This is a genomic window from Variovorax paradoxus (assembly GCF_030815975.1).
In the GTDB taxonomy this organism is placed as follows: domain Bacteria; phylum Pseudomonadota; class Gammaproteobacteria; order Burkholderiales; family Burkholderiaceae_C; genus Variovorax; species Variovorax paradoxus_N.
Genome location: NZ_JAUSXL010000002.1, coordinates 2,820,467 through 2,832,839 on the forward strand (window position 1 = coordinate 2,820,467; position 12,373 = coordinate 2,832,839).

Annotated in this window: 9 protein-coding genes; 6 read left to right on the forward strand and 3 right to left on the reverse strand. The window is 68.7% G+C overall.

Annotation, left to right across the window (positions count from 1 at the left end; all coding sequences use genetic code 11):
- Positions 1–41: 41 nt before the first annotated feature.
- Both pcaG and pcaH read right to left on the reverse strand, forming a co-directional pair.
- A complete protein-coding gene (gene pcaG, locus QFZ47_RS16875; RefSeq protein ID WP_307656713.1) occupies positions 42–650 on the reverse strand; it encodes a protocatechuate 3,4-dioxygenase subunit alpha in 609 nt (202 codons plus the stop codon).
- 20 nt (positions 651–670) lie between these two features.
- Positions 671–1,396, reverse strand: a complete 726-nt coding sequence (gene pcaH, locus QFZ47_RS16880; RefSeq protein WP_307656714.1) for a protocatechuate 3,4-dioxygenase subunit beta — start codon at positions 1,394–1,396, stop codon at positions 671–673.
- Between the two features lie 109 nt (positions 1,397–1,505).
- Between pcaH and QFZ47_RS16885 the strand changes: the two genes are divergently transcribed.
- On the forward strand, positions 1,506–2,504 hold the full coding sequence (locus QFZ47_RS16885) for a LysR substrate-binding domain-containing protein (RefSeq protein WP_307656715.1): 999 nt from the start codon (positions 1,506–1,508) through the stop codon (positions 2,502–2,504).
- A gap of 105 nt (positions 2,505–2,609) precedes the next feature.
- Here the strand turns inward: QFZ47_RS16885 and QFZ47_RS16890 are convergent, their stop codons facing one another.
- Positions 2,610–3,041, reverse strand: a complete 432-nt coding sequence (locus QFZ47_RS16890; protein WP_307656716.1) for a DUF1841 family protein — start codon at positions 3,039–3,041, stop codon at positions 2,610–2,612.
- Positions 3,042–3,328: 287 nt separating this feature from the next.
- On the opposite strand from QFZ47_RS16890, the gene QFZ47_RS16895 reads away from it, so the two are divergent.
- The 5 genes from QFZ47_RS16895 to QFZ47_RS16915 all read left to right on the forward strand — a co-directional run bounded on the left by QFZ47_RS16895 (position 3,329) and on the right by QFZ47_RS16915 (position 12,352).
- A complete protein-coding gene (locus tag QFZ47_RS16895) occupies positions 3,329–6,505 on the forward strand; it encodes a hypothetical protein (RefSeq protein ID WP_307656717.1) in 3,177 nt (1,058 codons plus the stop codon).
- Positions 6,506–6,585: 80 nt separating this feature from the next.
- Positions 6,586–7,086 (forward strand): peptidoglycan-associated lipoprotein Pal, encoded by a 501-nt coding sequence (pal, locus tag QFZ47_RS16900; protein ID WP_307656718.1) that lies wholly within the window; start codon positions 6,586–6,588, stop codon positions 7,084–7,086.
- 78 nt (positions 7,087–7,164) lie between these two features.
- Positions 7,165–10,236 (forward strand): glutamate ligase domain-containing protein, encoded by a 3,072-nt coding sequence (locus QFZ47_RS16905; protein ID WP_307656719.1) that lies wholly within the window; start codon positions 7,165–7,167, stop codon positions 10,234–10,236.
- The gene (locus QFZ47_RS16910) at positions 10,233–10,427 is read left to right on the forward strand and encodes a hypothetical protein (RefSeq protein WP_307656720.1); all 195 of its coding nucleotides are present in this window, start codon (positions 10,233–10,235) and stop codon (positions 10,425–10,427) included. The genes QFZ47_RS16905 and QFZ47_RS16910 overlap by 4 nt, the downstream gene beginning before the upstream one ends.
- Before the next feature lie 80 nt (positions 10,428–10,507).
- Positions 10,508–12,352, forward strand: coding sequence for a peptidase domain-containing ABC transporter (locus QFZ47_RS16915; protein ID WP_307656721.1), 1,845 nt, complete (start codon positions 10,508–10,510; stop codon positions 12,350–12,352).
- The last annotated feature ends 21 nt before the right edge of the window (positions 12,353–12,373 follow it).

Below are 12,373 nucleotides of genomic sequence, written 5' to 3' on the forward strand. Positions count from 1 at the left end.
GCCCGCATCGCGGGCTTTCTTGTTTGCGGGACCGGGTTTCGTCAGACGTCGAAGAACACCGTCTCCTCGGGGCCCTGCATGCGGATGTCGAAGCGGTAGCTCACCGCGCCGCCTTGCTCCACGCGCTCGGCAATCAGCGTGTGGCGGCGCTCGGCCGGCACGCTGGCCAGCACGGCGTCCTTGGCGTTGGCTTCGGCCTCGTCGCTGAAATACACGCGCGTGAAGGCATGCAGCAGCAGGCCGCGCATCAGCACGATCGCATTGATGTGCGGGGCTTCGCCCGGCGTTTCGGCACCCGGCTTCACGGTGTGGAACACGAAGCGGTTCTGCGCATCGGTGCCCGTGCCGGCGCGGCCGAAGGCGCGAAAGCCGATCTCGCGCGCCTCGGCGGGCGTCTGCGGATAGCGGCCTTGGCCGTCGGGCTGGCTGATCTCGACCAGGGCGTCGCCAATGGGATTGCCGTCGCCGTCGATCACGCGGCCTTCGAGGCGGATGCGCTCGCCGGAGGCGTTGTCCAGCGCCACCACGGCGTCGAAGGGCTGGTCGAAGTCATAGCCGTACTGCGTGGCGGTGAGGCCATAGGCGAAGTAGGGGCCCACGGTCTGGGAGGGGGTCTGGCCGAAGTCGGCTTCCTGTGCGGTCATCAACATGGTGTGTGTCTCCTTCTTGCTCAGCGGTTTTCGAATGGCGTTTCGTCCGCGCCGCGCAGCACGATGTCGAACTGGTAGCCCAGCGCGTAGCCTTCCTCGGTGATGTCGAGGCTGAAGTCGGCGATCAGCCGATTGCGGTAGCGCTCGGGCGTGCCGGTGATCATGGGGTCGTACTGCATCAGCGGGTCGCCGGGGAAATACATCTGCGTGACCAGGCGGCTCGCAAAGCTCTGGCCGAACAGCGACAAGTGGATGTGCTGCGGTCGCCAGGCGTTGGGGTGGTTGCCCCAGGGATAGGCGCCGGGCTTGATGGTGAGGAAGCGGTAGCGGCCCTCGCTGTCGGTCAGGCAGCGGCCCGCGCCCAGGAAGTTGGGGTCCAGCGGTGCGTCGTGCTGGTCGACCTTGTGCACGTAGCGGCCGGCGGCGTTGGCCTGCCAGAGCTCCACCAGCGTGTTGGCCACGGGGCGGCGGCGCTCGTCGAGCACCTGGCCGGTGAGGATCATGCGTTCGCCCAGCGGCTCGCCGTTCTTGCGCGCATTGCGCGTCAGGTCGTGGTCGAGCGCGCCGATGCTGTCGTGGCCGTAGACCGGCTGCTGCAGCTCGCCCAGCGACGCTTTCAGCGGAACCAGGGGCTTCTGCGGGCCGCGCTTCACGGTCGACTTGTAGCCGGGGTAGATGTACGAGGGGTGGGCCTCCCAGTCGCGCGGGGTGAGGATGGCGGGGGAGGCCTGGGTTTTCGTCAACATGCCGTTGTCTCCTTGTCGTGGGACGAATCGAAATCTGGAAGCCGAACTTTAGAAGCCGCATTCGATGATGTAAATTGAAGATTGGTCTGTTTTACATAACCCACAGTAATTGAAAACTCCAGCCGATCTTCGCCAGGACTTTGTGCGCAACGTGCAGCTGCGCCACCTGCGCTGCCTTGTCGCGGTGGCGCAGGAGCGCCATCTCGCGCGCGCTGCGGAGCGGCTGTCGCTGAGCCAGCCGGCGGTGTCCAAGACGCTGGCCGAACTGGAGGCCATCGTCGGGGCGCGCCTGGTCGAACGCGGCAATGCCGGGCGGCGCGGCGTGCAGGGGCTCGCACCGGCCGGCGAGCAGCTGCTGGCCCATGCCCTGCGCGTGCTCGAGGCCATCGACGCCAGCGCGCAGGCGGTGGCGCCGGCCTCCGGCGAGCGCGTCGAGCGGCTGCGCATCGGCGCGCTGCCGAGCGTGGCGCCGGCGCTGCTGCCGCTCGCGCTCGCGCGCTTTCGCGAGCGCTGGCCTTCGGTGCAGCTGGTGGTGAAGAGTGCGGCCAACCCGGTGCTGCTCGACGAGCTGCGCGCCGGCGAGCTCGACCTGGTGCTGGGCCGCATCAGCGATCCGCGGCTGATGGGCGGGCTCAGCTTCGAGCTGCTCTACACCGAGCCGCTGGTGTTTGCCGTGCGCGCGGGCCATCCGCTGGCGGCGCGGTCCACGCGGGCGGTGTCGGTGCAGGCGGTGCTGGACTTTCCGCTGGTGGTGTACGGCGAGGGCACCATCCCGCGCCACAACACCGAAAGCTTTCTGTCGGCGCGCGGCCTGGCGCTGCCGGCCCACGCACTGCAGACGCTCGACGTTGCGGTGGCGCGCGGCCTGCTGGCGGTTTCCGACGCCGTCTGGATCACCCCGCTTGGCGCCGCGCGCGGCGAATTGGCCGACCAGCGCCTGGTCCGCCTGCGCATCGAAACCGCCGGCACCGACGAGCCCGTGGGCCTGCTGCTGCGCAGCGATGCCGAACCCTCGGCGCTGCGCGGCGCCATGGCCGCGCTGCTGCGCGAAGGCGCGAAGCAGCAGGGCGCACCTCCAACCCGATCCCCAAAAAAGCCGCAGGCTTGATCCATTCGCGAAACACCGTGGAACCGGCTCCGCCGGGCCACCGGTGTTGCCCCCGGTAGGGGGTAGGAGTAGCGACACGAAGTGCGCGAAGCCTGGGGGCGAGCCTTATCTAGTCGCGCGGCGCTGCACGCAGGCCACGTAGCCGTCGCCATCCGGCGCGCGGCCGGCGCGCTGGCTCTCCCACATCATCTGCCCCAGGCACTCCATGGCTTCGTGATGCGCATCGAGCAGCGAGCCGCGGCGCGCGGCCAGCAACTCGACGGCCTGCCGGATTCCGCGCGGCTGGTCGATCGAGCATTGCTCGCTGATCGAAAGATGCATCGACAGATGCAGGAACGGGTTCTCGCGGCCGCTCGAACCGTCGTACACGCGCGCCACCGCGGCGCCGGCGTCGGCCAGGTCCTCGTGGTATTCGGGATGCGCGTCGATCCATCCGGCGGCAATCGTCTCGAGCGCTTCCATCGGCAAGCCTTGCCGGTGCTTTGCGTACACGTCGCAAAAGAAGCGGCGCACGTCTTCCTGGGAGGGATTGAACATATCTGTATGGAGAACAAAAAAGAAGGGAGGAGAGGCGAGGAAATCGGTGTGTCCGCTGCTTCGAAATGCGCTCGATGTTCCGGTAGCGGGACGTTACATCGTTACGTAACGAAGCGCCAAAAGAGCCCTGCAAGCGCTGTTTTCGGCGCTCGCATGCGCACCGCGTTTCAGAAAAATATTCATAGGAATCAATAGCTTGCGTCGATGGCAGGTCCGCGGCCCCAAAGAGTTTGCAGCGCGGCACGCTAGTTGCCCCTGTACATGCATCTTTTGTCACAGAGGCCGTCATGAACGCACCACAAGCACCGACCCATTCGACCGAAGGACTCGCCGCCAGTGGCGTTGCTCCTGTGGTCATCGCCCAAGCCAACAGCACACCGTTCGGCGCACCCGCAGCGATCGGCTCGTCAGCGCCTGCCGCCGCCGCGGCACCCTCGAGCGTGGGCACATTGTCCAATGCTACGCCGGGCGTCGCGGTGATGCGCGAGGGTGTCCGCATTCCGGTGGACGGCAACCAGACCCTGATCGCGGGCGACCGCGTGATCGTTCCCGAAGGCGGACAGGCCAACGTCCTGTTCCCCGGCTCGGCCACCAACAAGGCGCCGCTGGCCGGCGTCTTCACCGGCGGCACCGACGCCACCATCGGCTCGACCAAGCTGCCCGGCGGCCTCGAACAGGTGAACGTGGACGTCGCCTCGGGCGACCTGCAGGTGACCCCGCCCGACAGCGACGCCGATGCGGCCGCACTGGCCGTCACCAAGAAGCTCGCTGCCGGCAGCGGTATCGGGCTCGGCGAATTCGCGCTCGGCGCACTGGGTGCTGCTGCGCTCGGTGCCGCGCTGGGCGGCGGTGGCGGTGGCGACGGCGGAACGATCCCGTTCTTCGCCGGCGGTGGTGGTGGCGGTGAGGGCGATGCGGATGCAGACGCCGATGCGGATGCGGATGCGGATGCCGACGGTGATGCGGATGCTGATGCTGACGCTGACGCTGACGCTGACGCTGACGCTGACGCCGATGCCGATGCCGATGCCGATGCCGATGCCGATGCCGACGCCGACGCCGATGCTGACGCAGACGCAGACGCCGATGCTGACGCAGACGCAGACGCAGACGCAGACGCAGACGCTGACGCTGACGCTGACGCTGACGCTGACGCCGATGCAGACGCCGATGCAGACGCTGACGCCGATGCCGATGCCGATGCCGATGCAGACGCAGATGCAGATGCAGACGCAGACGCAGACGCAGATGCCGACGCCGATGGCGACGACGGCCTGCTCGATCCAGGCGACGGTGCGGCCGGCGGCCTGGTGGGTTCGATCGGCGACACAGCCGGTCTCGGCGACTCGCTCGACCCGGTGCTGGGCGTGGTCGACGGCGCGACGGATGTGGTGGACGACGTGCTGGCCCCGGTGCTCGGCTCCGACTTCTCGGAGAACGATCCCAACCAGCTCGACCCGGCGGACGATTTCGTCGAAACCGTGGCTGGGGGCGTGGGCGGCGTGGCCAGCCCGATCGTCGACGGCCTGCTCGGCGAAGGCGCAACGGGCGCACTGGTCGATCAGCTGGTCAAGCAGGTCGACTACGTCACCGACGCCCTCCAGAACGGGCTGGACAACCTGGTGGGCGATGACGGCATCGTGAGCGGCCTGACCGGCAGCCTCGGCCTGGACGGCGCCCTCGACGGCCTCGTGGGCGACGACGGCGTGGTCGGCAACGTGGTGGAAGGCCTGCTCGGCCAGGACAGCCTCCTCGGCGGGCTCGTCGGCGAAGAAGGCCTGGTCGGCGGCCTGCTCGCCGAAGGCGGCGCGCTTGACGGCCTCATCGGTGAAGGCAGTGCCATCGGCAGCCTGCTGGACAACGTGATCGGCGACGAAGGCATCGTCGGTGGCCTGCTGGGCGACGACGGCGCGCTGGGCGGCGTGCTCGGCGGCGTGCTGGGCGAAGACGGCCTGCTGGGCGGCGTGCTCGGCCAAGGCAGCCCCGTGGGCAGCCTGCTCGGCGGCGACGGCGTGGTGGGCGGCCTGCTCGGCGGTGACGGCGCGCTGTCCAGCCTGCTGGGCAGCGATGGCCTCTCCGACGGCCTGCTGGGCCAGGACGGCCTGGTGGACAACCTCCTGGGCGCCGACGGCGCGGTAAGCGGCCTGCTCGAAGACAGCCCGCTGGGTGGCCTGCTGGGCGGTGAAGACAGCCTGCTCGGCGGCCTGACCGATGGCGTGCTGGGTGAAGAAGGCCTGCTGGGCGGTGTGCTTGGCGACGACGGCGTGCTGGGCGGCCTGCTCGGCGAAGACGGCTTGCTTGGCAGCGGCGGCGCCGTCGGCAGCCTTCTGGCCGAAGACGGCTTGCTCGGCGGCGTGCTCGGCGACGATGGCTTGGTCGACAACCTTCTGGGCGACGAGGGCCTGCTGGGCGGGGTGCTCGGCGAAGACGGCCTGCTGGGTGGCCTGTTGGGCGAAGACGGCCTCGTGGGCAACCTGTTGGGTGGCGACCTTTTGGGTGGCGACTTGCTCGGCGGTGACCTGCTGGGTGGCATCCTGGGTGAGGACGGTCTACTGGGCGGCCTGCTCGGTGGCGACCTCCTGGGTGGCGACCTGCTCGGCGGTGATCTGCTGAGTGGCGTGCTCGGTGAAGACGGCCTCGTCGGCAACCTGCTCGGTGGCGACCTCCTGGGTGGCGATCTGCTCGGTGGTGACCTGCTGAGCGGTGTGCTCGGTGAAGACGGCCTCGTCGGCAACTTGCTCGGCGGCGACCTCCTGGGTGGCGATCTGCTCGGTGGTGACTTGCTGAGTGGCGTGCTGGGTGAAGACGGCCTCGTCGGCAACTTGCTCGGTGGCGACCTCCTGGGTGGCGACCTGCTCGGCGGTGACCTGCTGAGCGGTGTGCTCGGTGAAGACGGCCTCGTCGGCAACTTGCTCGGTGGCGACCTCCTGGGTGGCGACCTGCTCGGCGGTGACCTGCTGAGCGGTGTGCTCGGTGAAGACGGCCTCGTCGGCAACCTGCTCGGCGGCGACCTCCTGGGTGGCGACCTGCTCGGCGGCGTGCTCGGCGAAGACGGCGTCGTCGGCGGCCTGCTCGGCGGCGATCTCCTTGGCGATGACGGCCTGGTCGGCAGCCTGCTCGGCAGCGACGGTCTGCTCGGCGGCGTGCTGGGCGGCAGCAGCCCGGTGGCCAACATCCTGGATCCGGTGCTCGACACGGCAAGCACGGCCGGCGAGGCACTGGAGCCGGTGGTCGCCACCGTGTCCGAGGTGGCCCACCCGGTGACCGACATCCTGGCCGGCGCAACCCCGACGCTTGCCCCGGTGATCGAGACCGTCCACAACAGCCTGGTGCACACCGTGGAGGACGCCGCGCCGATCGTGACCGACGTGGCCACCCCCATCACCAGCCTGGTGGATCAAGCCGCCGGAACCGGCAGCGTTCTCACCCCGGTGGCGAACATCCTGCACGGCCTGCTGGGTTAAGAAACAAGAGCAGTAGAGGAGAAGAAAAACGACGCAACAGGGCCAGGCCGCCACCGGCCTGGCCCGCGAAAGGAATTGATATGAAGAACAGCAGCTACCGGATACTGACCATCGTCGCCCTCGCAGCAAGCCTTGCCGCTTGCGGGACGGCGACCAAGAGCGGACGCGAAGACGCGACCTACTACTACTCGAACAAGGCCGCGGTGGCAAAGGTGGAACCACCCCCGCCCGCACCGGTGCAGAACGGCCCCGTCGCGCTGAAGATCGTGTACTTCGACTTCGACAAATACGACGTCAAGCCGCAGTACCGCAACGTGGTGGAAGCGCACGCGGGCTATCTCAGGAACCGACCCGCCGGCAAGGTGGTGATCGAGGGCCACACCGACTCGCGCGGCGGCCGCGAATACAACCTCGCGCTGGGCCAGCGCCGGGCCGAATCCGTGCAGCGCGCGCTCACGCAGCTTGGCGTGCCGGGCGAGCGCATCGAGGCCGTCAGCTGGGGCATTGAAAAACCCGCATCGCTCGAAACTACCGAGGAGGGCTATCAGCTCAATCGCCGAGCCGAATTCAGCTACCGCTGAAATACGGAGAAACGCGATGCCTTCGATGGGAGTTCCCGGTCCGGGTGAGACCGGCCTCCCGCATTCGACTGGGGCCGAATGATGTCCTTCTCCGACCAGCTCCATGCCTGCCACGAGCGCCTGGTCTCGGTGTGTGCGGCGCTGCCGGCGCCTTATCCGGCCTTTACGCTTTTCTTCTCGGTGAGCGATGGTTCGCAGCGCGCGCACGTGGTGCACGCGCGCGCGGCCGATTTCGAGACCGCCTGGCACGCAGGCGCCGAGGGCGTGGAGCGCTGGGTGCGCGACTGCGGCATCGTCTCGCCGTGGTTGCGCATCGACTGGGTCGAGGGTGCGAGCCCGATGGACTGGGCGCAGTTCAAGGCCCAGCTCGCCGGCGTCAAGCGCAACTACTTCCGCCTCGGCCTGGCCTTCGACCAGGACTTCGAGACCGCGTTCACCGAGCAGGAGCTCAACGCCAACGCCATGCTGAGCGGCGACTCGACCATTGCGCACGCCGTGGTGAATGCGCGCAACTTCGAGGCCTATGGCCAGGCGCGCTTCGCACGCGCGCTCACGCTCGAGCTGCCGGGCGACCAGCGGGTCTACCTGCTTGCGACGGTGGGCGTCTTCTGCCAGGCCGACTGCGTGGTGCACAAGCTCGTGGGCACGGGGCTCGACGCCGGCCGGCGCCAGGCGCCGGCGCTCGCTGTGCAGTCGGCGCTCGACCTGGTGCGCAGCGGCGCGTCGTATCTCGCGCGCCAGGTGCAGGACGACGGGCTGTTCGTCTACGGCTACTTTCCGTGCTTCGACCGCCGCATTCCGACCTACGACGCCATGCGCCACGCGAGCGTGCTGTGCACCATGATCGAGGCGTGGGAGCTCATGCGCGATGACAAGCTGCGCCTGGCCATCGACCGTGCGCTCGACCATCTCGCGAACACGCTCATTCGCAGCTACACGCTCGCCGACGGCAGCGAGGTCGCTTTTCTCGTCGACACCGGCGAAGAGATCAAGCTCGGCGGCAATGCCGCCTGCGTGCTGGCCCTGGCGAAGTACTGCGAGGCGATGGACACGCGCGACTGGCTGCCGCTGCTCGAGAAGCTGGCGCTGGGCATCGCGTCGCTGCAGGATGCCGCCACCGGCAGCTTCAGCCACGTGCTCCATGCCGGCGACCTGCGCGTCAAGCAGGCTTCGCGCGTCATCTACTACGACGGCGAGGCGGCTTACGGCCTCATGCGCCTGTATGGCCTCACGCGCGATGCGCGATGGCTCGCCGTGGTCGAGAAGGCCTTCGACCACTTCATTGCAAGCCAGCACTGGCAGGCGCACGACCACTGGCTGAGCTGCTGCGTCAACGAACTCACGCGCTGGAGTCCGCAGGAAAAGTACTTTCGCTTCGGCCTGCAGAACGTGGCCGGGTACCTGGACTTCGTGCTCGACCGCAAGACCACCTTTCCGACGCTGCTCGAACTCATGCTCGCGGCCCAGCAGATGCTGCAGCGGCTCGAGGCCACGCCCGCCATGCGGCACCTGCTGGACGAGCTCGACACCGAGAAGTTCTACCGCGCGCTGGAGTACCGCGCCCACTACCTGCAGAACGGCTTCTTCTGGCCCGAGATGGCGATGTACTTCCGGCGCCCCTCCACCATCGTCGGCTCCTTCTTCATCCGGCACCACGCGTTCCGGGTGCGCATCGACGACGTGGCGCAGTATGTGTCGGGCTTCGTGGCCTATCGCCGCTACCTGCTGGAGCGCCCGGCCGTGCCCGGCGCCGGCAGCGCGAGAGACGACGGCGCCGCCTGGACAGCGGGCGAAATGGCGCGGGTGACCGGTGGCGAATGGGTGGTGCGCCCGGAAGACGGCTGGCGCGCCAGCGGCGTGACGCAGCGCTCCTTCCTGCGCAAGGGACGCGTGGTGTTCGAGCACCAGGCGCGGCCTTCGAAAACGCCGCTGGCCGCCGTCGCGCTCAAGGGCGTGCTGCAGCCGGCGGCCGCCGTGCTGTGCACCGACCCGGCACCGCACCTCGACAAGCGAGTTCCCGTGCTCCAGGTGCCCGACGTGCCGCAGGCCGTGCTTGCGCTGGGCGCGCATGCGCGCACCGAGTTCACGGGGCGCGTCTGCGGCGTGCTGGGCAGCGGCACGGCCGGCGCCACCGTGGCCGCGATGCTGGCCGACGCCCTGGCCGTCTGGGGCGAGGTCGGCCGGCCCGAAGGCAACGTCAGCCTGCCGTCTGGCATGGCCTGGAACCTGACCTGCATGCCGCGGCATGCGGCCTACTGGGTCCTGGAGATGGGCTCGCCGCAGGTGCTGGCCTCGACGCAGCTGGTGCGCCCGATGCTGGCCGTGGTGACGGGACTGTCGGCCGCTTCGCAAAAGCACCGCGGGCCTGCGGAGGCCGCCGCGCGCATGGACAGCCGCATCTTCGAAGGCATGGCGCCCGGCGACAGCGCGGTCCTGAACCGCGACCTCCCCGAGTTCGCGACCTTCGCAGAAGCCGCCATGGCGCACCAGCTCCAGATCGTGACCTATGGCGAGCACAAGGACGCCGACGTGCGGCTGCTCGCGTTCGACCACGGCGAGGTGCAGGCACAGGTGCTCGGCGACCCGTTCCAGCTTCGCCTCAATGCGCCGGGGCGCCACATGGGCGCCAGCGCCGTGGCCGCGCTGGCGGCCTTGCAGGCGATGCGCCTGAAGCTGGCCGCCGCGGTCGAGCCCTTCGCGCACTTCGAGCCGCCGGGCGGACGCGGCGCGCTGCACACCATCCACATCGGCGGCGGCAGCTTCAAGCTGATCGACGAGACCTACGACGCCAATCCGAGCTCGATGCGCGCCGCGCTCGAACTGCTGTCGCAGGCGCCCTGCGAGCCGGCGCGGCGCGTGGCGATCCTCGGCGACATGCAGGAGCTCGGCCCCGCCGCGCAGCGCCATCACCTCGACCTCGAAGCCGAGCTGCTGGCATCGCAGCCCGACCGCGTGCTGCTGTGCGGTCCGCTGATGCGGGCGCTGCATGCGCGCATCCGCACCAAGGTCAGGTCGCACTGGTTCGTCGATGTGTCCGATCTGTCGACCGCGCTGGGCGGCCTGCTGCAGCCGGGCGACTGGGTGCTGGCCAAGAGTTCCGCCGGTGTCGGCCTGTCCAGGCTGGCCCGGGTTTTGAAAGCACTGCCATGAAACTGAACGCGCATCCGTCTCTGCCGCATCAACGCCAGGCCGCGCCGCAGCGCCGGTGGTGGCTGGGCTGGCTGCAGCTGCTTTGCGCATGGCTGCTTTGCATGTTGCTGTGCGCCAATGTTGCACTGGCGCTGGCCGAGGGCCTGCCGCAGGACCAGGGCCGGGCGGCGGCAAGCAAACCGTCGGCGTAAGAATTGACTTTGCGTTGTAACGCCGAGGTAACAGTCGATAATGGCGCAGGCGTCATTGCCCGACGGATCGGCCCTTTCCCATGATCAAGTTTCTCTTGCCCAGCCAACTGGTGACCGAGGTGCCCGAAGAACCAGGTGCGAGCCCGTATGCGGGTGCCCTGCACACCGCGTTCCGGGCCGCCTATCCCCTGGTCAAGAGCGCGGCCTGGCGTTCGCTGCCCATCAGCCTCTTCGGCCTGTTGCCATCCATCTTCCTGCTCCAGGTGTATGACCGCGTGCTGTCGCGCAGCGGCGTCTCGACGCTGGCCGCGCTGGTGTGCGGCATCCTGTTCTTCCTGTGCATCGAGTTCTGGCTGCGCACGGGGCGCTCGCGCCTCTTGCGCAATGCGGGCGCCATCATCGACCACGGCGTATCGGGTGCGCTGCTGCATTCGATGCTGAACCGCCCGCTGCGCGCGCTCGAGGCGCGCCCGGCCTCGATGTGGCACCAGTTCTTCCGCGACGTGGCCTCGGTGCGCGGCACCGTCACGGGCGGCCTGGCGCAATCGATCTTCGATCTGCCGATGGCGGTCTTCGCGCTGGCCGTGATCGGCATCGTGGCCTTGCCGGTTCTGCCGGTGGTGGTGCTGTTCCTTGCCATCATGGTCTTCCTGGCCTGGTGGTGGGCCGACGAGGTGCGCAGCGGCCGGGTCGAGGAAGTGCAGCGCGGCCGCGGCCTCGACCGCATGACCTCGGAAATCTGCAACGCGCGCGAAACGCTCAAGACGCAGTCGAACGACGGCCCCACCATCGAGATGTGGCGCCAGACCTACAACGACTGGCTCAGCGAAAGCTTCAGCAAGAACGGGCAGATCGAAACCGCGCGCGACGGCACCACCGTGCTGATGATGGTCTTCTCGGTCATCGTGGTGACGGTGGGCGCCATCTCGGTGATGGAGCAATGGATGACGGTGGGCGGCCTGGTCGCCTCCAACATGCTGGCCCTCAAGGCGCTGCAGCCGGTGGCGGGCCTGGTCTCGAGCTGGCGCTCGCTGGCCGCCGCCAAGGAGGCGGCCAAGCGGCTCGAGAAGGTGCTTGGCGAGCCGGTCGAAAAAGCGCCCACGGGCATGACGCTGCCGCAGCCGCTGGGCCGCGTCACGCTGAAGGACGTGAGCTTCAGCTTCACGGAAGACGCGCACCGGCCGGTGCTGGAGAACGTCGACCTCGACATCGGGCCGGGCGGGCTGCACGTGATCGTCGGGCGCAACGGCGCGGGCAAGTCGACGCTGGTCAAGCTGCTCTCGGGCCTGTACACGCCCACGCGCGGCGTCATCAGCATCGGCGAGTACGACCTCTCCCAGTTCGGCCGCGAAGAGCTCTCGCGCTGGATCAGCTATCTGTCGCAGGAGGTGTACTGGTTCGGCGGCCCGCTGATCGACACCATGCGCCGCACGGCCCCGGGCCAGACCGACGAGCAGGTGGTGGCGGCCTGCAAGCTCTCGGGCGCGCACGAGTTCATCTCGCGCATGCCCGACGGCTACCGCACCGTGGTGGGCGAGGGCGGCACCGGCCTTTCGGTGGGCGAGCGGCGCAAGCTCGCGCTGGCCATGAGCTTCCTGCGCAAGCCCTCGGTGCTGGTGCTCGACGAGCCCAGCAACGACCTCGACTTCCAGAGCGAGCGCACGCTGCTTGCCACGCTGCTCGCGGTGGCCAAGGTGCGCACCGTGGTGGTGGTCACGCATTCGCTGCGCATCGTGTCGGCGGCCAGCGTGGTCTATCACGTGACGGGGCAGGGCAATGTCGAACAAGGTACGGCCGCCGTCATGGTGCCCAAGCTCTTCGGCGTGAAGAAGGCACTGGTGGCGCTCCCCGACGCCACCGCGGGCGACGACGATGCCGAGGCGCATCCGCCGCAGGCCGCCGCCGCCAACCGTTCCATGGCTTGAGCAGCCGATCGAATCGAAGAG

Coding starts and splice junctions, on each gene's coding strand:
- QFZ47_RS16910 (WP_307656720.1), top strand. CDS start 10,233: ATGAAACTGAACGCGCATCCGTCTCTGCCGCATCAACGCCAGGCCGCG.
- QFZ47_RS16905 (WP_307656719.1), top strand. CDS start 7,165: ATGATGTCCTTCTCCGACCAGCTCCATGCCTGCCACGAGCGCCTGGTC.
- QFZ47_RS16890 (WP_307656716.1), bottom strand. CDS start 3,041: ATGTTCAATCCCTCCCAGGAAGACGTGCGCCGCTTCTTTTGCGACGTG.
- pcaH (WP_307656714.1), bottom strand. CDS start 1,396: ATGTTGACGAAAACCCAGGCCTCCCCCGCCATCCTCACCCCGCGCGAC.
- pcaG (WP_307656713.1), bottom strand. CDS start 650: ATGTTGATGACCGCACAGGAAGCCGACTTCGGCCAGACCCCCTCCCAG.
- pal (WP_307656718.1), top strand. CDS start 6,586: ATGAAGAACAGCAGCTACCGGATACTGACCATCGTCGCCCTCGCAGCA.
- QFZ47_RS16915 (WP_307656721.1), top strand. CDS start 10,508: ATGATCAAGTTTCTCTTGCCCAGCCAACTGGTGACCGAGGTGCCCGAA.
- QFZ47_RS16895 (WP_307656717.1), top strand. CDS start 3,329: ATGAACGCACCACAAGCACCGACCCATTCGACCGAAGGACTCGCCGCC.